Origin of the sequence: Kribbella sp. NPDC051620, from assembly GCF_044453825.1 — a bacterium.
Lineage (GTDB): Bacteria > Actinomycetota > Actinomycetes > Propionibacteriales > Kribbellaceae > Kribbella.
In genome coordinates, this window is sequence record NZ_JBITDB010000003.1 from 1,106,245 (window position 1) to 1,131,966 (window position 25,722).

Below are 25,722 nucleotides of genomic sequence, written 5' to 3' on the forward strand. Positions count from 1 at the left end.
ATCTACTACGCCTCTTGAGCTTGGCGGGCACAGTCATTGCCGGAACGGAACTAGGCGGAGAGTGGAGTGAGTCCGCGCCAGCCGGCGGCCCGGCTGATGACCGAGCCGTGGCCGAGCTGCATAGCTTCAACAAGCAGCTATGGCGGATCTTCGTTATGGCTACGGCCAAACAGGCGGTGTATCCACTGGTGACAGGACAGCTTGGCGTTCTGGTAGAGCGACTGAAGCGGACCCATCATGCGGCGACGCGCAAGGCGCTGTGCGAGCTGACCTGTGACCTGTTCCAGATGGCAGGCGAGGTCTTCTTTGACAACGACCAGTACACCTCCGCCGCTCACTGCTACACCCTGGCGGCTCAAGCGGCTCGCGAGGCAAGCTCTCGGGATCTGTGGGCTTGTGCCTTGACCCGGCACGCCTTCATTAGCGTGTACGAGCGTCAATTCGCGGACACTGTCCCGATGCTGGCCTCAGCCGCCGACCTGGCTATCCGCGGTGACAGCGCTCTAGCCACTCGGTATTGGGTGAGCGCGGTACAGGCGGAAGCCTTGGCCGGGCTCGGTGACCTCACAGGCTGCGAGCGAGCCCTCGACCAGGCGGAACATGTGCGTGTCCTGGGCGCTAACAGTCAGACCGGTGGATGGCTGCGCTTCGACGGATCGAGGCTCCCGGAGCAACGGGGTACTTGCTACACCCTCCTGCGCAAACCGGACCAGGCCGAGACGGCGTTGCAAGAGGCGCTACGTCTACCGGTGTCGCTTCGGCGCCGGGGTAGTGTGCTGGTGGATCTAGCCAGGGTGGGCGTGATGCGGCGAGATGTGGAGCAAACAGTGCGCTATGCGACGGCCGCCCTGGAACTTACGGGAGAGTCTGGCTCCGGCGTCATCGCTCGAAAGTTGGCCGGCCTGAACCAGCAGTTGAGTGCTTTGGATGGCGAGCTGCGTCTGTCGGAGTTGCGTCAAGACATCTCGGCATCTTTGGCCGTCGAACGTTCTCCGCTGTGATCTTCCGTCCGACCTGCTGAGGAGTGAACTGTTGTCGAACGAACAAGGCCGGATCTTCCGCGAGGCTTGGATTGCAGGCGTGACCAGGCATTACCCTGGCGACCCGAAGCCGGGCTACGTCACTCCGTGGGAGAGCACCCCGGATTGGGAGCGGGAGAGCGCAGCCGCCGTCTACAGGCAGGTTCGGACGTTCATTGAGCTCTCGGACGGCAGCACGGCCAAGCTCAGCCGAGAGCAGAAGGGACGCTTCGTGGCGCTGTGCTGGATTGCCCAGATCTACCGCCATATTCCTGAGCCCAAGCCCAGCTACGTAGCGGACTGGGATGAAATGCCAACCTGGCAGCAAGAAACCGACGCTGACATCTTCGAGACGATCGAAGGGTTGAGCTGACACTGCGTGGCTGAGCCACCGATGGCTTCGAGCTGGTGACGCTGACCCCTGACAAATCAGCTGATCGGGTTCAGCTTTCAGACTGCGCCCGGCAGGATCCAAACCTACGACCAACGGATTAGAAGACCGACGCTACAGTCCCCTCACCGAGCCCGCCCAGGCAACAGTTGTGCAGGGCGCAGCACGCGTCGCCGGGCGGGCGCAGCACGCATTCCCAAGCGGGCGCAGCACGCGCACCTCAGCGGGCGCAGCACGCGTACCGAGCGGGCGCAGCACGCGATTCTGGGTGGGTGGGAGCGGTATGCGGAGCGGGCGACGAAGGAGCCGGCGTAGCCAGGCCGCGTGGGGGAATCGCGTGGGAAGCGGATTCAGTCGGCTGAGGGGTCTGGGTTGTGGGGTGGGTCTACGTCGGGGTGGTTGAAGGTTACGTCGATCGTTTCGGTGGATTTGTGGCGTTGGGCTTGGGCGTACATGGCGTAGGCGCGGTGGTCGGCCGGCGTCAGGTTGACGGCGGAGTCGGTGAAGAGGGCCAGGAGCGAGCGCGGGTACAGGCGGTGGACGATCACCGAGTTGAGTTCGGCGCCGATGACGGCGATGACCGATGCCGCGTAGATGAGGCCGATCAGGCCGAGGGTGAGGGCGAAGACGCTGTTCACTTCGCTGGCCTTGGCGAGGACGTCGTCGACGTAGATGCCACCGAGTCGTTCGAGCACGTGCCAGCCGATCGCGGTGAAGAACGCTCCGGGAACGACCTTCCGGAGCGGCGGCCGGGGCCGGGCGCCGGGGCGCAGGACCAGCGTCAGCATGGCCGTCAGGACCAGCACCGAGGCGATCGAGACCAGCCACCCCATACCTTCGGCCACGCCGCCAGGAAGCGGCGCCCTACCTGAGGCCAGTACGGTGAGCGTCGCGAAGCTGAGCACTGTCAAACCGGCCAGCGTGAGCAACGCCCCGGATCGGAGCCGCCCGCGGAACGGATCAGGCCGGCCGTTGCGCGGTACTCCCCAGGTCACGTTGACAGCATTCTGTACCGCCTGTCCGAGCCCGATGATGCCGTACAGCGCGGCCAGCGTTCCGATGACCACCGCCGCCGTACTCCCCTGCAGCCCCTGCGGCGTCGCCAACTGAGTCCCGACGATCGGGAACTCCTTGAGCGCCGACTGCAACACGGCCTTCTGCAGATCCTCGTTCCCCTGCAGCACGAAGCCGAGTACCGACGACGAGATCAGCAACATCGGAAAGATCGCCGCGAACGCGTAGTACGTGACGATCACCGCCAGATAGCTGCCCTGGTCGTCGAAGAACTTGTAGACCACGGCCAACGGAAACCCCAGCCCCCGACGCCGGCGCTGAACGGAGTCGACGCGCCCCGCCAAGGTATTCACCCCCCAACGGTACGGCCCCAGTCAGGCGTCGACCTTGAAGGGGTCGTGTTCGGAGAGCAGCTTGTCGAGGCGGGCCTGGTCCACCCGGTTGGTGACTTCGGAGAGCTCTTGGCGGTCGCGGACCACCTTGCAGAGCGTGACGGTTGACGTGACCAGGTACAGGAGGCCGAGGCCCAGGAAGGCGCGGATCCAGCCTGCGGCGGGGAGGTACACGATCGCGATCGTCATGGCGGTCATCGAGAGGGCGAAGGACAGGATCGCCTGGAGGTAGAACGCTGAGGTCTGTGAGGGCTGGATGGGTTTCGTCATGCGCTTATCGTCGGCGCGGGCGTGGCGTCGGCGCATGAGATGAACTACTCAAGGTGATAGCTGTCGACCGGCCGGCCGTCACAGCCCGGAGGCGGCGCGCATCGCGTAGTACACCTCGGTGTTGTCCTGAACCCGGCCCAGCCGAGCCGAACCCGGACCGCTGGCGGTCAGCGGAGTGTCGGAGCCGCTGTGGCTGTTGGTGGTCCAGTCGACGGTGAAGCGCAGTTTCGAGCCCGGGATCGGGAACGGGCCGTCCTGGCGAGGGTCGGTCTCGTCGCTGTCGTAGTTCTCGATGCTGAGGCCGCCGGTCTCGTGGTCGCCGTTGATGATCACCAGCGTGTCCGGATGGGCGGCGACGAAGCGCATCACCTCGGCGACCGTACTGTCCAGCGCCCGGCCCGCGTCGATCACCCCATGGGCGTTGTTCTCGTGCGACAGGCCGTCGATGCCCTCTTCTTCGAGGAAGAGGAAGAAACCGCGCGGTTTGCGAGAGAGCACGTCCAGCGCCTTGCGCGCCATCAACTGCAGCGGCACCCGCGGCGCGTAGCGACCGACACCATCTGGGCCGTAGTCGACCATGTCCTCGTTCGAGAACAGCCCAAGGAGCAGGCTCGAGCGGGTAGCGCGCAGCTCGTCTGCGTTGCGCACATACGTGTACCCCGTACGTTGCGCCTTCTCGACCAGATTGCCGTACGGGCTCCGGCTCTCCTCCTCACCGGGCTTGTCCGGCCACAGCCCGGGGTTGCCTTTCGGGTACCACCAGTCCTCGCCGCCCCCGAGCAGGACGTCCGGCCGGCTGTTCTCGATGTACTGCCTGGCGATGTCGCTCTGCAGATCCCGGCTCGGCACATGCGCCGCGAACGCCGCCGGCGAGGCACCGGTCACCTGGGCCGTGGTGACGAGGCCGGTCGACTTCCCCGCCCGCTTCGCGCGCTCCAGGATCGTCTCGACCGGGCGACCCTTGGAGTCCATACCGACGACGCCGTTGCGGGTCTTGTGCCCGGTCGCCAGCGCTGTCGCCGAGGCCGCCGAGTCGGTCACGATCTCTTCCGGGTCCTCCGAGGTCGTGCGGACCAGTCCGGCGACCGGCAGCTTGTTGAGTTCCAGTTCGCCGTACCGGCCCTTGAGGGCGAGCCGGATCAGGTCACGCTGGCCCAGCCCCATGCCATCGCCTTGGATGTAGATGATGTTCTTGGCGAGCCGGGCACTCGTTGCCTCCGGCCCCTTAGCCTGTCCGATGGCGACGGCTGTGCAGGCCAGCGTCCCGGCCCGCAGAGCATGGCCGCCGTCGTTGTCGTCGTCGGCCCAGACGACCTGTTTGCGTCCCGAAGTACAGGTGGATTGCGGCGCGATCGCGAAGCCCTCGTTGTTGTAGTCGGGCAGTTGCGCCGGCCGGTCGTAGGTCTTGGCGACGGTGAACCTGCCGGCCGCGATCGACAGCGTCGCGCTGCGCCCGTGGCAGGTGTCGTCGCAGGTCGACCACAGCAGGCCTGTCTCCGGGTCGAACTCGAGGTCCATGATCGCGGCGAACCCGCCGGCGAAGGCGGCAACGCGGGTGAACGACCCGCCGGACTGGTTCAGCGCGTAGGCGTAGACCATCCCGTTGTCCTCGAGCCCGACGAAGTACAGGCCGGTGCCGTGGTTGGGGTAGGAGCTGGGGTTGTAGGCGGCCTTCGTCCGCTCGTCCCGGAAGCCTTTCGCGGTGAGGAACGAGTCCGGGATCCACGAGATCGCCTCGGGACCGCTGTTGTCCTCCACCTCCGGCAGGTCATCGGTGAGATCCCACTCGGCGGTCGCGTTGATCGAGTTCGCGGTGGACGCCGGGTCGTACCGGAGTACCTTCGCAAGACTGGTACCGCTGTCGTCACCGTCGCGCTCGGTTGCCACTAGCAATCCGTCCGGCGTACGGACCACACCCTCGGCGTCAGGATCACCACTGCCGTTGCGATAATTCAGCGCACGACCGCCGACCGAGTCCGGCTTCCAGAGAGCACCGTCCCGAACGAGCCGGTACAACGTACCCGGCCCGTTCTTCACCGCCCACAACACATCGGGGCTCTCGAACGACAGCCCGCTGAGATTCTCCCCGAACACGTTCTTGCCATCAGCAACAGACACTCCGGACCCACCCGGCCAAGCGGCCCGGCTCGCGGCTCCGGCCGAGGCGGACACCAGGGATGAGATCAGTACCGCGGCAACCGCGGCGTACACGGCAGTACGACGAACCTGCAACATGTCGCGCTCCTTCCGGCCTGAGGGGCGGGGCTCGGTGAACAGCAACTATTAGGAAACCTTCCTAACAGAACCTGACTGTAGCGATCCGACCCCGGAGTGGCAACCGTTTGGCGGGTGGCGATCTGCAGCCTGCGACGACGTCTGAGCTGGCGTGGGGTGCTTTTTACAGGACGGCGGTGGTGGGGTTGCGTTTGCGGGGGACGGAGATGGGGGGTTCGATCAGGGAGGTGTGGAGGGTGCCTCGGGTGGGGATGAGCCAGGGGGTTTCCGGGGCGGCGTCGGGGGCGGCTTTCCAGGTGTGGCAGACCTTGGGGACCTTCAGGGGGTAGATGGTCAGGTCGCCGTTGCGGGAGATGTGGAGGCGGAGGAAACCCTTGTAGTCCTCGATGCTCTGGCCGGCGAAGAGTTCGTTCATGTTGAAGCCGAACTTGCCGGCGATGAGGAGGTACGCGGCGACCAGTTCGGCATCGATGAAGCCGACGACGACCGGCGTCACGACGAGGGTGACCACGACGGTTATCCAGTCGGCCGCGGATTGGCTGAGACGATAAAGGACGGCGGCCCAGGCGACCATCAACGCCAAGTGGGCCAGGGAATGCAGGAAGCCGGCGACGCCGGCGGCTCGGCCGCTGCGTTTCAGGCCGAAGCGGGCGAAGAGGATTCCGGCGAAGATCGTGAAGACCACGCCGAAAGCAGCCGGAGTCCAGACGGCCATCACCGCGAAGACGCCATCCGGCGGCGACCACGCCAGGCCGAACTGCACCAGCAAGGCGAGTACGGTCTGCAGACCGGCCGTGAGTCCCCAGAAGCCGACGTTGCGGAACGGAAGCTGGTAGATGCCCTTCGCCAGCTTCTTCGACTCGCGCGCGGTCGGGTACAGAGCAACTTGATCGAAGGTCGCGACCTCGTTGACATCGGCGACCCGGGAGACCTTCGGCGGCAGGGTCAGCGACTCCGGCAGCAGATGGGTCGCCGAGAGGAACGCCCCTCCCCCACCGCTGGTGATGCGTTGACCGCTGCCGTCGCGTTCGGCGTACCGGGCGTAGTGGTGCGAGTCGCCCGACAGCATCACGCGCGTCACTCCACCGAGCGGCTGGATGATCTCGCGATCGAAGAAGCGGATGGTGTCGTACTCGTGCGTGTCCCCGCCGGCGCCGGCATGAACCCACGCGGGCGTCGGCGTACAGAGGATCACACCGTCGCCGGCCTGCATCCCGGCCAGCGCGGCCCGGAAGTACGCGAGCTGCGGCGCGTCGATGTAGCTGCCGAACTGGGTGTCGATGGCAACGAGCCACCAGTGCTGCGGGAGCTCGATCGCGAAGTAGCTGCGGCCCTGCTCGGTCTTCCAGCCGCCGACGGCGCGTTGCTGGGCGAAGACGCGGAGGAAGGCGGTCAGCCCGTCGTACCAGTCATGGTTGCCCGGCAAGGCGAACAGTGTTGGCGGGTCGACGGGGTCCGGCAGCGCGGCGCCGTACGGGCCCTTCGTACGGTCCTCGTACGCCGTCGACGACGCCGCCGGGTAGACCTCGTCGCCACCCATCACGAGCAGCGACGCGCGCGGCAGGCGCAGCCCGTCGACCGGCTCCAGGACGGGGGCGGCCAGCAACGACGCGACCGTGTACGTCGCGTCGAACCCGTCCCCGAGATCGGCGACGAAGTCGAACCACAACTCGTCGGTACCGTGCTGGTAGAAGTCCGCGGGCAAGGAGCTCTGCAGCTCGCGCTTGTCGGCGTACGCGCCGAAGATGCCTGACAGGACAGCCTTGACGCCGATGCTGCCGAGCACCGACGGCAGCAGCCAGCGCACTGGGCCACGGATGCGGAATCCGAGTTCTTCCTCGGAAAGATCAGAAGGGCGGCTCTGCTTCACCCGCCTACGCTATGGCCCAACCGGGCGCACCGCGACAGCTACCGGCCCGCCGATGTGAGGGCCGACAACCGGGGCCGCTAGATTGGCCCGCATGTCTAACGCGGCCGGGCCGGCCGAGACCGTCGATCTGGCGGCGCTGGCAGAGCGACATGGCCTGACCAGAAGCTCCGCCAGACCACCACTCGGCGGGTACCTGCGGGAACTGTGGGGACGCCGGCAGTTCATCGTCAGCTATGCGCGAGCGCGCACCTATGCCCTGTACGCCGGTGCGCGCCTCGGCTCCGTCTGGCAGGTACTCACGCCGTTGATGAACGCGGCTGTGTACTACCTGGCCTTCGGCGTCCTGCTCGGCACCAAGAACGGCATCCACAACTACGCCGCCTTCCTGATCTGCGGGATGTTCGTCTTCACCTACACGCAGCGCTCGATGACCGAGGGGTCGCGATCACTGGCCCTCAACATGTCGCTGATCCGTACCCTGCACTTCCCGCGGGCGGCCCTGCCGCTGGCGTACGTGGTGAACGAGCTCAACCAGATGCTGGTCTCGATGGCCATCCTGTTCGCGTTCGTCGGGGTGACCGACGGGCCGAGCCGGCGCTGGCTGATGGTGGTACCGGCACTGGCGATGCAGACGATGTTCAACCTCGGGATGACGCTGATCTTCGCCCGGATCGGGACCTTCGTGTCCGACATCAGCCAGCTGCTGCCGTTCGTCACCCGGACCTGGTTGTACGCCTCCGGCATCTTCTTCTCGATCCCCGACAAGCTCCGCGCGCTGGATGCGCCGGGGTGGGTGATCCAGGTGCTCTCGCTGAACCCGATCTCGGCGTACATCGACTTGGTCCGCCGCTCGCTGCTCCGCGAGCACGCGCGCAACGAGTTGCCCCATGCCTGGTCGATCGCGGCCGTCTGGGCGATCGTCGTACTGGTCGGCGGGTTCGTGTTCTTCTGGCGCGCGGAGGACCGGTATGGCCGTGGCTGAGCAGATTCCGACCGTCATCGCCGACGACGTCAACATCATCTACAAGGTGATCGCCGGACAGGGCGGCAAGGGAACGGCGGCGACCGCGTTCCGGCGGATCCTCAAGCGCCAGGACCGGCCGACGATCCGCGAGGTGCACGCGGTCAAGGACGTCACCTTCACGGCGTACAAGGGCGACGCGATCGGCGTGATCGGGCGCAACGGGTCGGGCAAGTCGACGCTGCTGCGCGCGATTGCCGGGCTGCTGCCGCCCGCGTCGGGCGCGATCTACACCGGCGGGCAGCCGTCGCTGCTCGGCGTCAACGCGGCGATGATGAACGACCTGACCGGCGACCGCAACGTCGTCCTCGGCTGCCTGGCGATGGGGATGTCACCGGCCGAGATCGCTTCCCGGTACGACGAGATCGTCGAGTTCTCCGGCATCGGCGACTTCATCGACCTGCCGATGTCGACGTACTCGTCCGGCATGGCGGCCCGCCTCAAGTTCGCGATCGCCTCCGCCAAGACGCATGACATCCTCCTGGTCGACGAGGCCCTGGCCACCGGCGACGCCGAGTTCCGCATCCGCTCCGAACAGAAGATCAAAGACCTGAGATCCGAAGCCGGCACCGTCTTCCTGGTCAGCCACAGCCTCGACGTAGTCCTGGACACCTGCAACCGAGCCCTCTGGCTCGACAAGGGCATCCTCCGCATGGACGGCGACGTCAAGGAAGTAGTAGCCGCCTACACCCGCGAAGCAACAGCAGCCCGGTAGCTCCTCCGGCCATCGGAGGAGCTAACGAGCTACTAGGAGCTATCCGGTACTACGCGGAGGCCGGTGCGCCGGGCGTTCCGGGTGCTGTGGCTGGTGGGGCTGGGCGTTCCTGGAGGCCGATGAGGAAGCCTAGGCCCCAGGAGATGTGCATGGTGGCGCAGATCAGGGGGAGCCAGAAGAGGGCTTTCCAGGGGAGGTAGCGGCCTTCCATGGCTGAGCCGAAGATCAGCAGGAGGGCGTAGCCGAGCGGCGCCAGGAAGCCCAGGTCGAGGATGGCGGAGCCGGTGGCCACGCCGATGATGCCGAGGATGGTGCCCAGGGCGAGCAGGACGACGGCGACCGGCGGGGCCAGGTACCGCTTGCTGGCCGTTTCCGGGTGGCGGCGGATGACCTCGCGGCGCCATTGGCCGGTGTGGAAGAACTGCTTGGCGACGTCCTTGAGCGACGAGCGCGGGCGGTACGTCACCGACAGGTCGGGGCTGAACCAGATCAGCCCGCCGGTCTTGCGGATGCGGTAGTTCAGCTCCCAGTCCTGAGCCCGGTGCATCGACTCGTCGAACCCGCCCACGCGCTCCAGCGCCGCCCGCCGGAAGACACCCAGGTACACGGTGTCGGCAGGCCCCGCCTTGCCGCCCTGGTGGAACGTGGACGCGCCAAGGCCGAGCCGCGACCGGTAGGCGCACGCGACAGCCATCTCGATCGGCGTACGCCCCTCGGCCGCCATCACGCCACCCACGTTGTCGGCGCCGCTCTCGTGCAGCACCTCCACCGCCCGGGTGATGTAGCCCTGGGTCAGTACGCCGTGCCCGTCCACCCGTACGACGATGTCGTGGCGGGCGTGCGCGATCCCGGTATTGAGTCCGGCCGGGGTCTTGCCGGTCGGGTTCGCGACGATCGTGATCCGCTTGTCGGCCTCAGCCAGCCGCGCGGCGATCGCCTGGGTTCTGTCCTTGCTCGGACCGATCGCGAGCACCACCTCGAGCTCGCCGGGGTACTCCTGGTCGAGTACGCGGCCTACTGCCTCTTCGAGGTGGCGTTCCTCGTTCAGCACCGGCATCACGACGGAGACGGGGGGCCAGGAAGACAAGGACATGTTCAGGTCAGGCCTTACAGATCGAAGCGACGTCATCGACGTCGTTACCGGGTTTGGACGGGGTACTGCTGCTCTTGCCGGGTTTGGCCGGCGTGGTCGTCTTCTTGGTGGTGCTGTTACTCGGTGCGTTCGTCTTCTTACCGTCTCCGTCATCGGACGACTTGTCCAGCGCTTCCGACTTTCCGATCGCCTCGGTCACCTTGGTCCTGATCAGCGCGAAGTCGGGATTGCCGGTCTTGATCAGCGGCGGGACCGCGGAGAAGCTTGACACCGGCAGCTTCTTCGCGTCCAGCGCCAGGTCCGTGAAGGTACCGAGGTCACCGGCCGGGATGTCCGTGTTGACCACCTTCTTGCTCGCCTTGGCGATGCCCTGGAACTTGGTCAGCACCGTTGTCGGCGAGAGCTGGTTCAGCATCGCCGTCATCACGCACTTCTGCCGGGTCATCCGCTCGTAGTCTGTCGCACCGGCCCTCGACCGCGCGAACCAGAGGGCGTGATAGCCGTCCAGGTGCTGGTTGGCGCCCGGCTCGATGTAGCCCTTGATCGGCCCGCCGATGCCACCGATCGGCACCCGCTTGCCGACGTCGAGGGTGATCCCGCCGACCGCGTTGAGCAGGTCGCGGAAACCGGCCAGGTCGATCAGTACGTGGTAGTTGACCTTCAGCCCGGTGATCGCCTCGACGGCCTGCTTGGTGCCGGTGACGCCCGGATTCGGGTCGCCGGGGAACAGGGCCGGGTGCTCGGCGGAGTACGTGTAGACGCCGTTCAGCAGGCAGTTCTCGGCGCAGTCGGTCCAGTGGAAGCCGTTCGGGAACTTCTTGTTCAGCGCCGTACCGGCCGGGAACGGCACCCGGGCCATGTTGCGCGGCAGGCCGATCAGCACGGTCCGGCCGGTGTTCGCGTCGATGGAGGCCAGCGTGATGCTGTCCGGCCGGGTCCCGATCCGGTCCGCGCCCGAGTCGCCGCCGAGGAGAAGTACGTTGTACCGGCCTTTGTCCGCCTCGGACTTCTTGCCGTTGCCGAACACCGACGCCACGAAGTCGCGCTGGGTGGAGACGATGGTGCTGCCCCAGATCAGCACACTCATGACCAACACGATCAGTACGCCGTCGACGATGCTGGTGGTCAGCCGGTGGTTGCGCTCCAGCGTCAGCGGCCGGCCGAGCCGGTAGGCGTCGACGAACAGCGCCGCCCAGCCGATCGCGAGCAGGATCAGCAGGATCTGGATGAACCGCAGCGTCTTCGGCGAGACCATCAGGTTGATCGCGCCGGCCCGCCAGATCAGCGACAGCACGATGACGAAGATCACGATCGCGACGATGCCGCCCAGCACCCGCCAGGCCCACCGGCCCGCCTTCTTGCTGCCGGCCGCTATCTGCGCGGATCCGGGCAGCAGCAAGGTCATCAGCAGCAATGTGAGCGCCCGTTTGAAACGTACCGGCTCACTGAGACTGCGCAGGTCTGGCTTCTCCTGCGGCATAAATCCTTCCGTTCTCCCGTGGCATGACGACTCCACCTTCTCAGGCGCGCCGACGTGCCTCCTGTTCCCCACTCCCACCTGGTACGACGTACCGGGTGGTGCCGTGGTTCGAGCCGGGCGGATCCGGAGACGAAGGGTAACAGCCCGTTTACCGGGTGCAGACACCGACATGGCCGCAGGTTTACCCCTGTACTGCGGCCTGGCGGGAACTTTTCATCCCTATGTGATGGCCCTGAGCGGCCTGCATCGGATACGAAGAGTCCTGGGCCGACTACGGCCTGCTCGCGCCGCCCCCGACCGCGAGCACACTAGTGAGGACAGGAAACCGCCCATGAGACTGTTCCGTACCCTTGCCGCGACCACCGTCGCGCTCAGCGCCGCGCTGCTCGGCAGCAGCCAGGCACTCGCCGTCGAGGTCTCACCACAGGCCTCCGGACCGGCCGTCGCCGCCGCACCTGGCACCGACTTCACCGGCATCGCGGCACTCAGCAACTGCTCCGGTTCACTCGTCCGGTACGCCGGATCGCTGTCGACCGATCCCGCGCTGATCCTCACCAACGGTCACTGCTACGAAGGCGGCATGCCCAGCCCGGGCCAGGTGATCGTCAACCGGTCCTCCACCCGCTCCTTCACCCTGCTTCGGCCGAGCTCCAGCAACGCGGGCACCGTCCGGGCCAACCGGGTCCTGTACTCGACGATGACCAAGACCGACATCACCCTGTACCGCCTGACCGAGACGTACGCCGCGATCCAGTCCCGCCTGAACGTCACCCCGCTGACACTGGCCCAGGCGGCTCCCGCGAACGGCGCCGGCATGGCCGTCGTCTCCGGATACTGGAAGCGCATCTACACCTGCTCCGTGCAGTCGACCATCCCCGAGCTGCGCGAAGGCGGCTGGGTCTTCAAGAGCTCCATCAAGTACCAGCAGCCCGGCTGCGAGACCATCGGCGGCACCTCGGGCTCGCCGATCGTCAGTACCTCCACCGGCCAGGTCATCGGCGTCAACAACACCGGCAACGAAGACGGCCAGCGCTGCACCCTGAACAACCCCTGCGAGGTAGATGCCAACGGCAACATCACCGTCGACCAGGGCGCCGCCTACGGCCAGCAGACCTGGTGGCTCTACACCTGCCTGACCTCCACCCGCACCCTCGACCTCAACAAGTCCGGCTGCCAACTGGCAAAGCCCGCCACCCGCTGACCCACTGAGCCACCGGCGACCACCTAGCTTGCGCGGGTGGTCGCCGGTGTGTCGGAGTACATAGCACCCACCCGCACTCGTTCCGCGTCCCACCGTCTTGAGCCCACCCGAACCATTAGCGGCAGCCCGATGGGCTATCCGACTGACATTGCCTTGGTGGCGCAGGTACATCGCCCCACCCGTACTCGTTCCGCACCCCACCGTCTTGAGCCCACCCGAACCACTCGCGATGCAGCCCGATGGCGTAGCCGACTGACATTGCCTTGGTGGCGCGGCACATCGCGCCACCCGTACTCGCCTTGCGCACTGGCGTCTTGAGCCCACCCGAACCACTCGCGATGCAGCCCGATGGGGTAGCCGACTGACGTTGCCGTGGTGCCGCGGGTACCTCGCCCCGCGGATACCTCGCCCCGCCCGTACTCGCCTCGCGCACTAGCGTCCTGAGCCCACCCGAACCACTAGCGGTGCAGCCCCATGGGGGCGCCCGAGTGATGTTGTCTTCGTAGCGCTGGCACGGCCCCCACCGTCCTCGTGTTGGGTGCTTGCGCATCCCGGGCCGGAGCCTCCTCGCCAACGCCACCTGTCATGCGACTGCGAGTTCCCGCGTGAAGCCGTCCTTCCGCTTGCAAACATTCGCGCCGCGGTCAAGGAGTTCGTCGACGGCAGGGACAAACGTCCGGGCGATCGTCGCCTCGCTCCCAGAGGGAGACCTGTAGTTCGTCGATACGAGCGCGGGCGGTGCAGCGCGCCAGCCCGACCAAGACAACACCAGTCGGCTGCTCATCAGGGCTTCACCGCCAATGGTTCGGGTGGGCTCAAGACGCTCGTGGGCGAGTCGAATACGGGTGGGGCAACGCACTAGTCCCACCCGATGCAAGTCCAGTCGGTGTGATCGCCGTCCGGAGCGGTGCTGCCCTTTGTTGTCGCCGGCGAAGGGGTGCTAGTTGAATTAGGCAACTACTTCGATTGGTTGCCCACTGCATCCATTGAGTCATTGACAGGGTGGAATCGGTAACCTAACGTCAGGATCAGTTACAAATTGTGATCGGCGTTTGACGGCTTCGATGGACCGCCGCCGGTCGAACGGGGTGCGAACTCGCCATCAACTCGCGGCAGGCTGGGGTTTTCTGCCGATGGCGGCCTCCCGATGTCCTGTCGCCGGCCCCTGCCTGGCCGCCGAGACGTCGTCCGTGTAGCAACGGACCCTCCCTCGCGATGAACGCCGGCGCAGCGCACGGTGCTGCCGGCCGGCTGAGTGCTGTCGATGGACTTGAGGGTGAATCGATCATGGAGTTCTCCAGGTACGGGCCGATCCGAGGCCGATGGAGTCTGAGCGTGCTGGCGGTCACGGCAGCGGTCGCAGTCTCCGCCGGGGGCCTACTGGCCACAGGAGGCAGTGCTCAGGCCGCCGCCGTGGTGGTGCCGTTGGGTACCGCCGGGAGCTTCGTGGTCCTGGCCGGGGCGGGGATCACCAACACCGGTCCTACCACCCTGAACGGCGACATCGGCAGCTTTCCCAACCCAGCCATCAGCGGCACTGGGACGATGACGATCACCGGCACGAACCACGCCGGGGACAGCGTGACCCAAGGGGCGAAGGACGACCTCGTCACGGCGTACAACGTCGCGGCCGGAGAGTCGCCGCCATCGCCGATCACCGACGACCTGGGCGGCAAGACCCTGACCCAGGGTGTCTACAACTCGGCCAGCTCGATCGGGCTGACCGGAACACTCACCCTGAATGCCGAGGGCGACGCGGGGGCGGTCTTCGTCTTCCAAGCGGGTTCGACGCTCACCACCGCCTCCAGCAGCCGGGTGCTGCTGACCAACGGAGCCCGGTCCTGCAACGTGTTCTGGCAGATCGGCAGCTCCGCGACGATCGGTACCGGCACCAGCTTCCGCGGCACCATCTTGGCGTTGACGTCGATCACCATGCAGACGGGGGCCACCTCGATCGGCCGGCTACTGGCCCGCAACGGCGCCGTCACCCTGGACACGAACACCATCACCAAACCACGGTGCAGCCCCACCCCTCCCACGTCACCTCCCACGTCACCTCCGACCTCACCCCCCACGTCACCTCCGACCTCGCCACCCACTTCACCTCCGACGTCACCGCCCACTTCACCTCCGACCTCGCCACCCACTTCACCCCCGACCTCGCCACCCACTTCACCTCCGACGTCACCGCCCACTTCACCTCCGACCTCGCCACCCACTTCACCCCCGACCTCGCCACCCACCTCACCCCCGACCTCGCCACCCACCTCACCCCCGACATCACCGCCCACCTCACCCCCGACCACACCCCCGACGTCACCTCCGACCACACCGCCCACTTCACCCCCGACGTCACCTCCGACCTCACCACCCACGTCACCACCCACGTCACCGCCCACCTCACCCCCGACCACGCCGCCGACGACCCCACCGACCTCACCGCCCACGTCGCCTCCGCCCTCGCCCATGCCTCCGCAGGTCACCAAGACGCCGGAAGGTCCCGTCGGTACAGGTGACGCGTCCGGTTGGTCGATCTGGCTGATCGAGCCTCCGGTTGTCCCGTGGTTCGGCTGGACAACGCCGGTCACGCCATGAGGACCGGCGCAGCGGCCCTGCTGGTACTGGCGACTCTCGTCGCGGCTGGTTGTAGCGGTGAGTCGGGCACGGGGCCGACTCACACCGGCTCGACAACAGTTGACGAGGTACCGAGCAGGACCGCTGCGCCAACCACCACCATCGTGACCCCCACGCCCACCGCGCTCCCCCGGACGCCGGCCACCCCCAAACGCTCGACCACCCAGCGCAAGCCCAACCCAGTACTCCGCTCGGAGCCTCCCGCCCAATCGTCCTGGCCACTACCCCCCGGCCAAGTGCGCAGGCGGTCGGCACCGATGCGGAGGTCCATCCCGATCCGGGTGAGTATTCCCGCGATCGGGGTGGACTCAGCCCTGATCCGCCTCGGCCTCAAATCGGACGGCAGTCTGCAGGTACCGCCGAACGGCTTCCCCGCCGGCTGGTTCACCGGCGCCCCCACCCCGGGCGAGAAAGGCCCGGCCGTCATCGCCGGCCACGTCCACTGGTCCGGCCGGGCAGGCGTCTTCGCCCGGCTCGGACGGATACGGCCGGGGGACAAGATCACGGTGACCCGGCAGGATCGCTCGACGGCGGTGTTCTCGGTCGTCCGGATCAAGGAATACCCCAAGTCCGTCTTCCCCAGCGCAGCGGTGTACGGCGATCTCGACCACGCCGGTTTGCGGCTGATCACCTGCGGCGGGCTCGACTACGTATCCGGCAAGTACGAGGCCAACCTCGTCGTCTTCGCCGACCTGATCGCCTAGCCGTGCAACACGAGTACGGTGGGCGCCTCGTACGGGTGGTTGCCCGGAAATCGGGATCAGGGTGATGTAGACCACTCCGGATCCGGTATGGTCGCCGCCCATGGCAGTCGACTCGTCTATACCCGGTCAGGTCAGTACGCCTCGGTGGCACAGTCCGTTTGCGGTGCGGCCGCGGCTGGTGTTGTCCAGTGCGCTGATGCTGTTCCTCGAGCTGGCATTGATCCGGTGGACCGGGTCGAACGTGGTGCACCTCAGTTACTTCTCGAACTTCGTGTTGCTGGGGTCGTTCCTCGGCATCGGGATCGGGATCCTGCGGTCCGGGCGGGCCAAGCGGCTGCCGTACTACTCCCCGATCATGCTCGGCCTGCTGGTCGCGGTGATCGCGTGGAAGCCGGTGACGGTCAACCGGGGTAGTTCGTCGAGCGTCATCTACTTCACCAGCCTGAGCACCACCGGCCCGCCGACCTGGGTGATCCTGCCGATCATCTTCGTCGCGGCGGCGGTCGTGCTGGCCGGGCCGGCCGAGTTGGTGGGTCGGTGCTTTGCCGACCTGCCGCGGCTCACGGCGTACCGGTTCGATCTGATCGGGAGCCTGATCGGGATCGTCGCGTTCACCGGGCTGTCGTTCCTGGGAGCGCCGCCGATCTGGTGGGGGCTGATCGTCACGCTCGCGTTCCTGGTGCTGATGGTTCCGCAGCAGAAGCTGACCGCGACCGCGCTGAGCGCCGTACTGGTCGCCGCGCCGCTGCTGGTCATGGTCGGTGTGCTGTTCCACGAGTCGACGCGGCCGGAGAACAGCTGGTCGCCGTACTACAAGGTGCAGACCTCCGGATTCGACTGGCAGGGGGTGCCGCTGCTGACGATCACCGTGAACGGCGTACCGCACCAGCAGGCGATCCCCGCCGACGCGCGGCTGCAGTGGGAACCGCAGTACGGGCTCCCGTATGAGCGTGCGGCCGTCGGCAAGTCGCCCAAGAACGTGCTGATCATCGGCGCCGGCTCGGGTTCCGACGTCGCGATCGCGTTGAAGAAGGGCGCTGAGCACGTCGACGCGGTCGAGATCGACCCGCGGATCCGCGACATCGGCAAGGCGCGGCACCCAGATCACCCGTACCAGGATCCGCGCGTCACGTCGTACATCAACGACGGCCGCGCCTACCTGTCCGGAACCGACAAGAAGTACGACCTGATCCTGCTGGCCCTGCCGGACTCGCTGACGCTGGTGAACGGCGCGAGCTCGCTGCGGCTGGAGAGCTACCTGTTCACGCAGCAGGCGTTCGAGAGCGCGAAGAAGCACCTGGCTCCGGGCGGCGCGTTCGCCATGTACAACTACTACCGCGAGACCTGGCTGATCGACCGGCTCGCGTTGACGGCCGAGAAGGCTTTCGGGCACAAGCCGTGCGTGGACAAGGTCGGCGATGACCTGCAGCAGGCCGTCGTGACGGTGGGTCTGACCGAGGCGGACCAGACCTGCGGCGACAAGCCGTGGGCCGGGCCGACCGCGATCACGCCGCCGCCGGCCACGGACAACCGGCCGTTCCTGTACCTGTTCACCGACCGGATCCCGTCGCTGTACCTGGTGACGCTGGGTCTGGTGCTGGTCGCCGGCCTGATCGGCGTCGGCATCGCGGGCGGCGGTTCGTCATACCGGCGGATGCGTCCGTACACGGACCTGTTCCTGCTCGGCGCCGGCTTCATGTTGCTGGAGACGAAGAGCATCACCGGGTTCGCGCTGCTGTTCGGTACGACGTGGGTGGTCAACGCGATCGTGTTCGCCGGGGTGCTGATCGCCGTCCTGGCGGCTGTCGAAGTGACCCGGCGGTTCAAGACTCCACCGGTGAAGATCATGTACGCCGTACTGGGCGCAGGCCTGCTGTTGAGTTGGATCTTCCCGGACAGCTGGCTGCTCTCGATGCCGGTCGGACTGCGTGCGCTGGTCGCCGTGGTGATCGCGTTCACCCCGATCTTCGCGGCGAACGTGATCTTCGCGAAGCGGTTCACCGACACCGAGGACGGCACCGCGAGCTTCGGCGCCAACCTGCTCGGCGCGATGCTCGGCGGCTGCCTCGAGTACGCGGCCCTGATCATCGGCTTCGACGGCCTGCTGATCATCGCCGCCCTGCTGTACGCCGGCGCCTTCCTGCTCCGCCCGAAGGGCTCATCAGTAGTCAATGCCTGATCCGCTCGCCTGGGTCGAGCAACTGACCGGCGGCCGAGTCACCCGCGCAGAACGCCTGCGCGGGGGCTGGACGTCCGAGATGCGGCGGGTCGAGGTCGACCTGCCGCACGGGTCCCAGACCTTCGTACTGCGAGCCTTCGTCGACGAGTTCTTCGTGAAGCACGCGCACGGCCTGCTGACCCGGGAGGCAACGATCCTCGGCCAACTGGCCGACACCGATGTACCCGCGGCCGCGTGCGTCGGAGTCGATGCGGAAGCCCGGTACTGCGATCAGCCGTCGCTGTTGATGACCCTGCTCCCGGGCTCAGTGCACGTGGAGGAGGCTGGAGCCGCCGACCGAGCACGCCAGCTGGCTCGGCAACTCGCTGCGATCCACCGGGTTGAGGTCGAGGAACAGCCCCGCGAGTATCAGCCTTGGACGGCACCCGATCGCGTTCGGGTGCCCTCGGCAACTAGTCGGCCGGAGGTCTGGGCGGCTGCTGTCGACTACTTGCGGCGGGAGCCACCGAAGTACGAAGGCACCTTTCTGCACAGGGATTTCCACCCCGGGAACGTGTTGTTCGACGGTGGCCGGGTCAGTGGCGTGGTCGACTGGGTGGAGACCTCGTGGGGGCCGGCTGACCTCGACGTCGCCCACTGCTCGACCGCGCTGGCGTTGCTCCACGGGGTGGAGGCCGGCCGAGAGTTCAGCAGCCTGTACGCCGCTGGGGGCGGCCGCGACTTGGCGAGGGCCGACGACCACCGCTACTGGCTGTTGCTGGATGCCCTCGCCTTCGCGCCGGATGCGGAGAAGGTCGCCGAACCGTGGCGCGACCTCGGGCGGACCGACCTGAGTCCCGAACTGCTCCAAGAGCGCCTTGAGCTCTACCTGGAGTCGGTGATTAAACGTTAACGTGCAGAAACCTGCTCACGTCTAGACAGCGTGGGCAGTTTTGCGCATGATCGTCTCGAGCGCTCCCCGAAGTCCGCCCCACTTCGTCTGGAGGTTGCGAGATGAGAATCCGTCGCTTCGCCCTGCCCATCGCCGCTGCGCTCGGCCTGTTGACAGCCTCGCTGTCGGCCGGCCCTGCCGCGGCGATTGGTGCCACCCCTGGCACCTATGTGAACTACACCTTCGATGCCGCGTCGCTGACGCAGGCCGAGTTTCGGATGACGATCCAGCAGGCGCCCGGTCGCGCCAACGTGTACTGGTCGAACCAGTTCCAGTTCACCGGCGGCGACGTCGGCGGCTACACCGGCATGCAGACCCATCGCGACGGCGGCGGGATGTTCCTGTACTCGCTGTGGAACTCGACCGACCGGAAAGCCGGATCCGCCGGGACGTACTGCATCAAGTTCTCCGAGGACGGCACCGGCGGTAGCTGCCGTCTCGACCAGGCGCCGACGCCCGGGCACACGTACGGCTTCACCGTCGCCAGTGAGGGCAGTGGCTGGTACGGCGTGACCGTGCGGGACCTGACTGCGGGGACCTCGTTCAAGCTGGGCAGTCTGCAGACAGGCGCCCGGAACACGATCAGTACCTCGGGCATGGTCAGCTGGACCGAGTACTTCGACTGGAACAACAACAGCGCGACCTGTGCCGACGAGCCCTACTCCAAGCTCTCCATGGCTCTGCCAACGTCGCCCACCGCGACAGCGCATTTCACCGGCACCTCGGAGAGCACAGGATGCGCCGCCGACAGCCAGGTCACGGTCAGCGGCAGCACCGCAGTACAGGAGAACGGGATCGGGAACTCGTCGTCAGGCGACATCCGGGGCAGCGGTGGCTGCCTGGACGTCTCCGGTGGCAGCAGTGCCAACGGGACGGCGATCCTGCTGTACACCTGCACCGGCGGGAACAACCAGAACTGGGTGCACTCGGAGAACGGCTCCATCCGCGCACTGTTCAGCTGCTTGGACGCCAGTGCGACCCAGCCGGGCGCAGTGATCCTCTACGGCTGCCATGGCGGAGCAAACCAGTCCTGGTCGGCGCAGGCTGATGGGACTCTCCGCAACGCGTCCTCAGGCCTCTGCCTGACAGCGCCGGCTACTAGTGGCAGCGCAGTACAAGCAACGACCTGTACCGGCGCCAGCAACCAGCGCTGGACACTGCCGCAGTGAGTTCATCCGCCCTCAGGCGAGTAGCTGGGAAACGGCTGCCGACCTGAGGGCGGCGCGGTAGGCGGTCGGCTCTGACGACGAAGGAAGTACAGGATCAGGAAGATGAGAGCCAGGACCGTGCCCACCACGAATGATGTGATGGCGCCCAGTACTGCGTAGGCGAAGCCGGTGGGAGTGCTGCGAGGGCCCAGGGCGTAGACGGCGCTGGTTTGCTTGTCGGTGCAGGTGGCGATGTAGTCGCCCGGGGGCACCCGATCGCGGGAGCGGGCGACGACGTACCAGGTGTCGTCGTCCACAGTGAGGGTCTCCGCCTCCGCCGCCGGTACGAGCTCCAGTACTGCGCCGTTGTCGTCGCGGACGTCGCAGGGGGCGCGTAGTACCGGGATGGACGAGTAGACGGTCAGACCGACCTGGTCGAGGTGGATCGTGCCGCTGTCCGCCCACTGCGGTTCTTGCGGCAGCGTATGCACGACACGATTGACGAACAGGCCGGTCAACGCCAGACCCGCAACAAAACAAGCGACTGCGAGCCAGAGCAACGTCCTGCGCTGCAGCCCGGCGGGTTGCCCGGGATAGACGGTCATACCCGAATGCCGGCCTTTCGACGGCGGGCGCCGATCGTCAGCAGGTAGGTCCCGAGGGCGAAGAAGCCGAGTAGCGAAATGCCGGCTCCGAGAAGTGAGCCGACGAAGTAGACGAAGGAGTTTCGCGGGCTGACGGCGTACTTGATGCCGGGCGCGTCAGCGCGGCAGCTGACCGCATAGTCCCCGGCCGGCACCGGCTTGGCCGAGCGCGCGAACGAGTACCAGTACGCCATGCCGTCCTTCTGCACCTGGCCGTCACCCGGGATCACCAGCGGGACAGTGGCACCAGCAGCCGTCTTCACCTCACACGCCGGTACTACGCCATCCGTCGACGCCCACAGCGTCAGCCCGTTCCTCGACACGTGCGTGGGGCCGGTACCGATTTCCTCCGGCGTGGTCGGCACGTTGCGAACGACCAGCACTGCGAAGACCCCTGCCAGCAAGACCCCCACGGCGACGCTGGCGATCGCTAGCCGCTTCATGGCCGAACACTAGCCGCCGTAAGGTCCGTCCTGAGGCCGGTCTTGCGGGCGGTCCTGAGGGCGGTCGGGGTTGGGGCCGGGATGGTAGGTGCTGGGCGGCGGATAACCAGGTTGCTGCGGATAGCCGGGTGGTGGGCCGTTGCGAGGGATGTCGCGTTTGCGGCGGCGGGCTCCCGCGGCGAGGAAGACCGAACCGAGCGCGATAGCGCCGATCAAGGAGAAGACGGCCCCCAGGATCGCCAGTACGAAGGTGAGGATCGACATCCGCGGCGCCGCGGAGAACGTCACATCGGCGTCGGCGTTGAACCCGGCCACGACGCAGTTGACCGCATAGTCGCCGGCCGGCACCTGCTCGGCCGACCGTGCGAGCGAGTACCATTCACCGTCGTTGATCTGCAGCGACGTGGACTCGTCGGACACCAGCGGAACGTCAGCCCCGTCCGGCCCCTTGACCTCGCACTCCGCCGGTACATGGTCCTCCGACGCCCAGAGCGTCAGTCCTGGCTTGGACAGGTGCACCAGCCCGCCCTCGATCGGCTTCGGCGTGCTCGGCAGGTTCCGCATGATCAGCACGCCGAAGAACACGACCAGCGCCGCGCCGACGACGAAACTGGCGATCCCGAGTCGTTTCATGGCCGAACGCTAACCGCAAAAGCCGGATTTACGGTACGCCGAGCAGCCGCAACCCTGCCGCCGTCGCGGCAGCAGCGACGACGATGAGCACGAACGGCGCCTTCCGCCAAGCCAGTACTCCGCCCACCAGCACCCCCACCGGCCGGGCGATTCCGGCGTCGCCCCGCCCGTCCGTCAACGCGGCCGTCGCCACCAACGCGGCCAGCAACACGATCGCGGCAGCCGCCATCACCTGCTGAGCCCGCTCGGGCAACTCGAACCGGGTCCGCAGCAACGGTCCCGCGAGCCGTAGCGAAAAGGTGCCCACGGCAAGTACCAGAATCCCCGCCACCAGCATCGTGTTGCTCATCCGACCGACTCCAAAGCCGGCTTCTCAGCGCGATAGAACAGCAACCCCACCAGAGCGAACAGCACCGGCAACCCGGCCGGCAGGAACGGCGTCGCCACCAACGCGACCACGACCCCAACCGCGGCAGCCTTCCGCGTCGACCGATCCCGCAGCGCAGGCAACACCAACGCCAGCAACACGGCAGGAAAGGCAGCATCCAGCCCGAACACATCGGTATCCGTGATCACCGACCCAGCCGCCGCGCCGATCAGCACCCCGAGGTTCCAGCAGACGAAGATCCCGATCCCGCAGGCCCAGTACGCCGCCCGCTTCTGCCGCAACTCGTCTTGCCCGAGCGCGAAAGCGACGTTCTCATCCGTCATCAGATGACTGCCAGGCAGCCGTCGCCACCCATTGCCGATCACGTCGCTCAGCGCCAACCCGAAGGCAACGTGCCGGGTGTTGACCAGCAATCCGGCAATCGTCGCAGCGATTGGACTACCACCTGCCGCGACGATCCCGACGAACAGAAACTGCGAGGCTCCCGCGAACACGAGCAGGGACAACACCACCGGCACCCACAACTGGAGTCCGCCGCCGACGCTGATCGCGCCGTACGAGAGCCCGACCACACCGTCGGCCAGACACACCAGCCCGATGTCCCGAAGCAACGCACCATCTAATGTTCGCCATATCGAACGCATGAAGTTTATGATGAACACATCACAATCGTTCGTCAAGCCGAACACCTGGACCGATGGAGCGAACACCGATGGACAGCAAGGCACCTCTCGACGTGATCGCGTCATCCTTGCGGGCAGCCCGGGGCCGGGCCGGGCTCTCCCTCACCGAGGTCGCCAAGCGCGCGGGCGTCGCGAAGTCCACCCTGTCCCAACTGGAGTCGGGCACCGGCAACCCGAGCGTCGAGACGCTCTGGGCGCTCTGCGTCGCCCTGGAGATCCAGTTCGCCGACCTACTCGAACCGCCACGCCCGAAGGTCCAGGTGATCCGGGCGAACGAAGGCCCGGCGATCTACTCGGAGCGCTCGGACTACAGCGCCACCCTGGTCGCGGCCAGCCCGCCACACGCCCGGCGCGACCTCTACCGCATCGTCGTCGCACCCGGCCCGGGTCGTGAGTCCCAGCCGCACATGCCGGGCACGGTCGAACACGTAGTACTGGGCAGTGGTCGTGCCCTGATCGGTCCGCTGGACGATCCGGTCGAGCTGCACCCCGGTGACTACATCGCCTATCCCGGCGACGTAGCCCACCTCTTCAAGGCACTCGAGCCGAACACCACCGCAGTACTGGTGTCGGAGACCTCTTAGTTCTTGCGGGCGATGCCGCCGGCGATGCACTCCTCGATCTGGCTGAGCGGCTTCACCCGCGGGCCGTCCGGCCACCACTCGTCGCACAGGACCAGGCCGGGCTCGACCATCTCGAGGTCGCCGAACATCTCGGCGATCTTCTCGTGCGTGCGGAACAGGCCGCTGCCCATCGGGCTGTGGGTGAACCGCTCCTCCAGCGCCCGTGCGGTCTTCGCGTGCGCCGGCGTCTCCGGGTCGAGGAAGTGCGAGATCACCACGTACGACCCCGGCACCAGCGCATCGGCGTACCGCTTGATCAGGTCGGGGGCGTCGTCGCCGAGGTAGTGGTGCAGCGTGCCGTTCTGGATCAGCGCGATCGGCTGGCTGAAGTCGAGGAACTCCTTGACCCCCGGCGCGTTCAGCACCTCGTCGGGCTTGAAGATGTCCGCGCTGATGAACAGCGTCTGGTCGTTCTCCTCGAGCAGCGCGCGGCCGTGGGCCAGCACCACCGGGTCGTTGTCGACGTAGAGCACCTTGGCCGTCGGCTGCAGCCGCTGCACGATCTGGTGCGTGTTCTCGGCCGTCGGCAGGCCGGATCCGCAGTCCAGGTACTGCGTGATGCCCGCCTGGCCGGCCAGGAAGCGGCAGGCGCGGACCAGGAAGTTGCGGTTGGACCAGGCCAGGTCGGTCACCTGCGGGGCCACCGTCGCCACCTGGCGCAGTACCTCGCGGTCGATCTCGAAGTTGTCCTTGCCGCCCAGGAACGCGTCGTACACCCGCGCGATGCTCGCCCGCGTCGTGTCCACCCCGACCGGCACAGAGCTCGGGGAAATCTTGCCTACGGACATGGGCGACCTCGCAGATCGTCGGTGGTACCGGGGTTGTCTGTTCTGACCCTACTAACAGTAGGGGAACGATTCCAGCTCGTGGAGGCGCGTCGGCCTGCCCCGGCCAGGCCCGAATCGTGAAATGATCCAAACTTGCGTCGGGTGGGACCGGATTCAGGGAGGACGGGCGGTGACGGAGCAAGGCACGCCGGGCGGGCCGACCGCACTGCGGATCATGCTCGGCGCCCACCTCCGCCGGATGCGCGAGCAGGCCGGGATCAGCCGCGCCGAGGCCGGGTACGCGATCCGCGGCTCCGAGTCCAAGATCAGCCGGCTCGAGCTCGGCCGAGTCGGCTTCAAGGTCCGCGACGTCGAGGATCTGCTCAGCCTGTACAAACTCGCCGACCCCGACGAGCGCGCCCGGCTGATCAACCTGGCCAAGCAGGCGAACAACCCGGGCTGGTGGCAACGCTACGACGACATCACCCCGAACTGGTTCCACTCCTACCTCGGGCTGGAGATGGCCGCCGAGCTGATCCGTACCTACGAGATCCAGTTCGTGCCCGGCCTGCTGCAGACCCCTGACTACGCCCGCGCGGTGACCCGGCTCGGCCGGGGCGAGCGGCCGTTGCCGGCGGCAGAGATCGACCGGCTGGTGGCTCTGCGCAAGACCCGGCAGCAGATCCTCGAGGGCTCGGCCCCGACCCGGCTCTGGGCGATCGTCGACGAGGCGGTACTCCGCCGCCCGATCGGCGGCCGGGCCGTCCTGCGCGCGCAGCTCGAGCACCTCGCCGAGATGTCCCGGCTGCCGAACGTGACGCTCCAGATCCTGCCGTTCGCCGCCGGCGGGTACGCCTCCACCGGCGGCGCGTTCACGCTGCTCCGGTTCGCCGACGCCGACCTGCCCGACGTCGTCTACATCGAGCACCTGACCAGCGCCGTCTACGTCGACAAGCGCGAGGACGTGGACGAGTACGTGATCACGATGGACTCGTTGTCGATCGCGGCCAGCACGCCGCGCAGGACCCAGGAGCTGCTCACCGAGATCACCAAAACCTTCACCTGAAGTGATCCGATGAACACGATCGGTCAGTCAACGTCAGGGCTTGGTAAACCGACAACCAAGTGCCCCCGGAGTACGTCATATTGTGTGCGCCCAACTCTCCCTTGGACGGAGTTGTAGACACACCGATGTCGAGTGATCAGCAGGAGCCGGAACCGACGCATCGCCGAGCCAGACGCGC

24 protein-coding genes and 1 pseudogene are annotated in these 25,722 nt (G+C 66.9%); 13 read left to right on the plus strand and 12 right to left on the minus strand.

Going from position 1 to position 25,722, the window contains the following annotated elements; genetic code table 11:
* Positions 1 to 107: 107 nt before the first annotated feature.
* Positions 108 to 1,001 (plus strand): hypothetical protein, encoded by an 894-nt coding sequence (locus ACIA12_RS18150; RefSeq protein WP_396368307.1) that lies wholly within the window; start codon positions 108 to 110, stop codon positions 999 to 1,001.
* Between the two features lie 31 nt (positions 1,002 to 1,032).
* Positions 1,033 to 1,392, plus strand: coding sequence for a hypothetical protein (locus ACIA12_RS18155; RefSeq protein ID WP_396368139.1), 360 nt, complete (start codon positions 1,033 to 1,035; stop codon positions 1,390 to 1,392).
* A gap of 368 nt (positions 1,393 to 1,760) precedes the next feature.
* On the opposite strand, the gene ACIA12_RS18160 is transcribed toward ACIA12_RS18155, so the two are convergent.
* The 4 genes from ACIA12_RS18160 to ACIA12_RS18175 form a co-directional block, all read right to left on the minus strand.
* Positions 1,761 to 2,777, minus strand: coding sequence for a YihY/virulence factor BrkB family protein (locus tag ACIA12_RS18160; RefSeq protein ID WP_396368140.1), 1,017 nt, complete (start codon positions 2,775 to 2,777; stop codon positions 1,761 to 1,763).
* Between the two features lie 21 nt (positions 2,778 to 2,798).
* A complete protein-coding gene (locus ACIA12_RS18165; RefSeq protein WP_396368141.1) occupies positions 2,799 to 3,086 on the minus strand; it encodes a YiaA/YiaB family inner membrane protein in 288 nt (95 codons plus the stop codon).
* Between the two features lie 78 nt (positions 3,087 to 3,164).
* A complete protein-coding gene (locus ACIA12_RS18170) occupies positions 3,165 to 5,321 on the minus strand; it encodes an alkaline phosphatase (protein WP_396368142.1) in 2,157 nt (718 codons plus the stop codon).
* A gap of 163 nt (positions 5,322 to 5,484) precedes the next feature.
* Positions 5,485 to 7,191 carry a metallophosphoesterase family protein gene (locus ACIA12_RS18175; RefSeq protein WP_396368143.1) on the minus strand — a complete coding sequence of 569 codons (1,707 nt, stop codon included), beginning with the start codon at positions 7,189 to 7,191 and terminating at the stop codon, positions 5,485 to 5,487.
* A gap of 91 nt (positions 7,192 to 7,282) precedes the next feature.
* On the opposite strand from ACIA12_RS18175, the gene ACIA12_RS18180 reads away from it, so the two are divergent.
* Both ACIA12_RS18180 and ACIA12_RS18185 read left to right on the plus strand, forming a co-directional pair.
* Entirely contained in the window at positions 7,283 to 8,173 is an 891-nt protein-coding gene (locus ACIA12_RS18180) for an ABC transporter permease (protein ID WP_396368144.1), read from the plus strand.
* Positions 8,160 to 8,927 carry an ABC transporter ATP-binding protein gene (locus tag ACIA12_RS18185; RefSeq protein WP_396368145.1) on the plus strand — a complete coding sequence of 256 codons (768 nt, stop codon included), beginning with the start codon at positions 8,160 to 8,162 and terminating at the stop codon, positions 8,925 to 8,927. The genes ACIA12_RS18180 and ACIA12_RS18185 overlap by 14 nt, the downstream gene beginning before the upstream one ends.
* 49 nt (positions 8,928 to 8,976) lie before the next feature.
* On the opposite strand, the gene ACIA12_RS18190 is transcribed toward ACIA12_RS18185, so the two are convergent.
* Positions 8,977 to 10,020: a glycosyltransferase family 2 protein gene (locus tag ACIA12_RS18190; protein ID WP_396368146.1), complete on the minus strand. Its 1,044-nt coding sequence runs from the start codon at positions 10,018 to 10,020 to the stop codon at positions 8,977 to 8,979.
* Positions 10,021 to 10,027: 7 nt separating this feature from the next.
* Positions 10,028 to 11,425, minus strand: a complete 1,398-nt coding sequence (locus tag ACIA12_RS18195) for an LCP family protein (RefSeq protein ID WP_396368147.1) — start codon at positions 11,423 to 11,425, stop codon at positions 10,028 to 10,030.
* Positions 11,426 to 11,831: 406 nt separating this feature from the next.
* Between ACIA12_RS18195 and ACIA12_RS18200 the strand changes: the two genes are divergently transcribed.
* From ACIA12_RS18200 to ACIA12_RS18230, 7 genes and pseudogenes are all read left to right on the plus strand, one after another.
* Entirely contained in the window at positions 11,832 to 12,701 is an 870-nt protein-coding gene (locus ACIA12_RS18200; protein ID WP_396368148.1) for a serine protease, read from the plus strand.
* A gap of 1,287 nt (positions 12,702 to 13,988) precedes the next feature.
* Positions 13,989 to 14,651, plus strand: a pseudogene (locus tag ACIA12_RS18205) (ice-binding family protein); the annotation flags it as partial.
* A gap of 68 nt (positions 14,652 to 14,719) precedes the next feature.
* On the plus strand, positions 14,720 to 15,217 hold the full coding sequence (locus ACIA12_RS18210; protein WP_396368308.1) for a hypothetical protein: 498 nt from the start codon (positions 14,720 to 14,722) through the stop codon (positions 15,215 to 15,217).
* Positions 15,218 to 15,592: 375 nt separating this feature from the next.
* Positions 15,593 to 16,039, plus strand: coding sequence for a class F sortase (locus ACIA12_RS18215; RefSeq protein WP_396368149.1), 447 nt, complete (start codon positions 15,593 to 15,595; stop codon positions 16,037 to 16,039).
* A gap of 196 nt (positions 16,040 to 16,235) precedes the next feature.
* Positions 16,236 to 18,218 carry a spermidine synthase gene (locus ACIA12_RS18220; RefSeq protein WP_396368150.1) on the plus strand — a complete coding sequence of 661 codons (1,983 nt, stop codon included), beginning with the start codon at positions 16,236 to 16,238 and terminating at the stop codon, positions 18,216 to 18,218.
* Positions 18,211 to 19,110, plus strand: coding sequence for a phosphotransferase family protein (locus ACIA12_RS18225; protein WP_396368151.1), 900 nt, complete (start codon positions 18,211 to 18,213; stop codon positions 19,108 to 19,110). The genes ACIA12_RS18220 and ACIA12_RS18225 overlap by 8 nt, the downstream gene beginning before the upstream one ends.
* A 101-nt stretch (positions 19,111 to 19,211) precedes the next feature.
* A complete protein-coding gene (locus ACIA12_RS18230; protein ID WP_396368152.1) occupies positions 19,212 to 20,318 on the plus strand; it encodes a ricin-type beta-trefoil lectin domain protein in 1,107 nt (368 codons plus the stop codon).
* A 2-nt stretch (positions 20,319 to 20,320) separates the two neighbouring features.
* Here the strand turns inward: ACIA12_RS18230 and ACIA12_RS18235 are convergent, their stop codons facing one another.
* Genes ACIA12_RS18235 through ACIA12_RS18255 form a run of 5 tightly spaced genes read right to left on the minus strand, consistent with a single transcriptional unit; the run spans position 20,321 to position 23,049 of the window.
* On the minus strand, positions 20,321 to 20,902 hold the full coding sequence (locus tag ACIA12_RS18235) for a hypothetical protein (RefSeq protein ID WP_396368153.1): 582 nt from the start codon (positions 20,900 to 20,902) through the stop codon (positions 20,321 to 20,323).
* Positions 20,899 to 21,384 carry a hypothetical protein gene (locus ACIA12_RS18240; protein ID WP_396368154.1) on the minus strand — a complete coding sequence of 162 codons (486 nt, stop codon included), beginning with the start codon at positions 21,382 to 21,384 and terminating at the stop codon, positions 20,899 to 20,901. The genes ACIA12_RS18235 and ACIA12_RS18240 overlap by 4 nt, the downstream gene beginning before the upstream one ends.
* Before the next feature lie 9 nt (positions 21,385 to 21,393).
* Entirely contained in the window at positions 21,394 to 22,017 is a 624-nt protein-coding gene (locus ACIA12_RS18245; protein WP_396368155.1) for a hypothetical protein, read from the minus strand.
* Positions 22,018 to 22,045: 28 nt separating this feature from the next.
* A complete protein-coding gene (locus ACIA12_RS18250) occupies positions 22,046 to 22,366 on the minus strand; it encodes an AzlD domain-containing protein (protein ID WP_396368156.1) in 321 nt (106 codons plus the stop codon).
* Complete coding sequence (locus ACIA12_RS18255; protein WP_396368157.1) at positions 22,363 to 23,049, minus strand: AzlC family ABC transporter permease; 687 nt, start codon at positions 23,047 to 23,049, stop codon at positions 22,363 to 22,365. The genes ACIA12_RS18250 and ACIA12_RS18255 overlap by 4 nt, the downstream gene beginning before the upstream one ends.
* A gap of 53 nt (positions 23,050 to 23,102) precedes the next feature.
* On the opposite strand from ACIA12_RS18255, the gene ACIA12_RS18260 reads away from it, so the two are divergent.
* Positions 23,103 to 23,672 carry a helix-turn-helix domain-containing protein gene (locus tag ACIA12_RS18260; RefSeq protein WP_396368158.1) on the plus strand — a complete coding sequence of 190 codons (570 nt, stop codon included), beginning with the start codon at positions 23,103 to 23,105 and terminating at the stop codon, positions 23,670 to 23,672.
* Here ACIA12_RS18260 and ACIA12_RS18265 read toward each other — a convergent pair.
* Positions 23,669 to 24,499: an SAM-dependent methyltransferase gene (locus tag ACIA12_RS18265; RefSeq protein ID WP_396368159.1), complete on the minus strand. Its 831-nt coding sequence runs from the start codon at positions 24,497 to 24,499 to the stop codon at positions 23,669 to 23,671. The two genes, ACIA12_RS18260 and ACIA12_RS18265, sit on opposite strands and share 4 nt — an antisense overlap.
* Before the next feature lie 169 nt (positions 24,500 to 24,668).
* On the opposite strand from ACIA12_RS18265, the gene ACIA12_RS18270 reads away from it, so the two are divergent.
* Entirely contained in the window at positions 24,669 to 25,544 is an 876-nt protein-coding gene (locus tag ACIA12_RS18270) for a helix-turn-helix domain-containing protein (protein ID WP_396368160.1), read from the plus strand.
* The last annotated feature ends 178 nt before the right edge of the window (positions 25,545 to 25,722 follow it).

Coding starts and splice junctions, on each gene's coding strand:
- ACIA12_RS18165 (WP_396368141.1), bottom strand. CDS start 3,086: ATGACGAAACCCATCCAGCCCTCACAGACCTCAGCGTTCTACCTCCAG.
- ACIA12_RS18170 (WP_396368142.1), bottom strand. CDS start 5,321: ATGTTGCAGGTTCGTCGTACTGCCGTGTACGCCGCGGTTGCCGCGGTA.
- ACIA12_RS18180 (WP_396368144.1), top strand. CDS start 7,283: ATGTCTAACGCGGCCGGGCCGGCCGAGACCGTCGATCTGGCGGCGCTG.
- ACIA12_RS18185 (WP_396368145.1), top strand. CDS start 8,160: ATGGCCGTGGCTGAGCAGATTCCGACCGTCATCGCCGACGACGTCAAC.
- ACIA12_RS18190 (WP_396368146.1), bottom strand. CDS start 10,020: ATGTCCTTGTCTTCCTGGCCCCCCGTCTCCGTCGTGATGCCGGTGCTG.
- ACIA12_RS18195 (WP_396368147.1), bottom strand. CDS start 11,425: ATGACCTTGCTGCTGCCCGGATCCGCGCAGATAGCGGCCGGCAGCAAG.
- ACIA12_RS18200 (WP_396368148.1), top strand. CDS start 11,832: ATGAGACTGTTCCGTACCCTTGCCGCGACCACCGTCGCGCTCAGCGCC.
- ACIA12_RS18215 (WP_396368149.1), top strand. CDS start 15,593: ATGCGGAGGTCCATCCCGATCCGGGTGAGTATTCCCGCGATCGGGGTG.
- ACIA12_RS18220 (WP_396368150.1), top strand. CDS start 16,236: ATGCTGTTCCTCGAGCTGGCATTGATCCGGTGGACCGGGTCGAACGTG.
- ACIA12_RS18225 (WP_396368151.1), top strand. CDS start 18,211: ATGCCTGATCCGCTCGCCTGGGTCGAGCAACTGACCGGCGGCCGAGTC.
- ACIA12_RS18230 (WP_396368152.1), top strand. CDS start 19,212: ATGAGAATCCGTCGCTTCGCCCTGCCCATCGCCGCTGCGCTCGGCCTG.
- ACIA12_RS18235 (WP_396368153.1), bottom strand. CDS start 20,902: ATGACCGTCTATCCCGGGCAACCCGCCGGGCTGCAGCGCAGGACGTTG.
- ACIA12_RS18240 (WP_396368154.1), bottom strand. CDS start 21,384: ATGAAGCGGCTAGCGATCGCCAGCGTCGCCGTGGGGGTCTTGCTGGCA.
- ACIA12_RS18245 (WP_396368155.1), bottom strand. CDS start 22,017: ATGAAACGACTCGGGATCGCCAGTTTCGTCGTCGGCGCGGCGCTGGTC.
- ACIA12_RS18250 (WP_396368156.1), bottom strand. CDS start 22,366: ATGAGCAACACGATGCTGGTGGCGGGGATTCTGGTACTTGCCGTGGGC.
- ACIA12_RS18255 (WP_396368157.1), bottom strand. CDS start 23,049: ATGCGTTCGATATGGCGAACATTAGATGGTGCGTTGCTTCGGGACATC.
- ACIA12_RS18260 (WP_396368158.1), top strand. CDS start 23,103: ATGGAGCGAACACCGATGGACAGCAAGGCACCTCTCGACGTGATCGCG.
- ACIA12_RS18265 (WP_396368159.1), bottom strand. CDS start 24,499: ATGTCCGTAGGCAAGATTTCCCCGAGCTCTGTGCCGGTCGGGGTGGAC.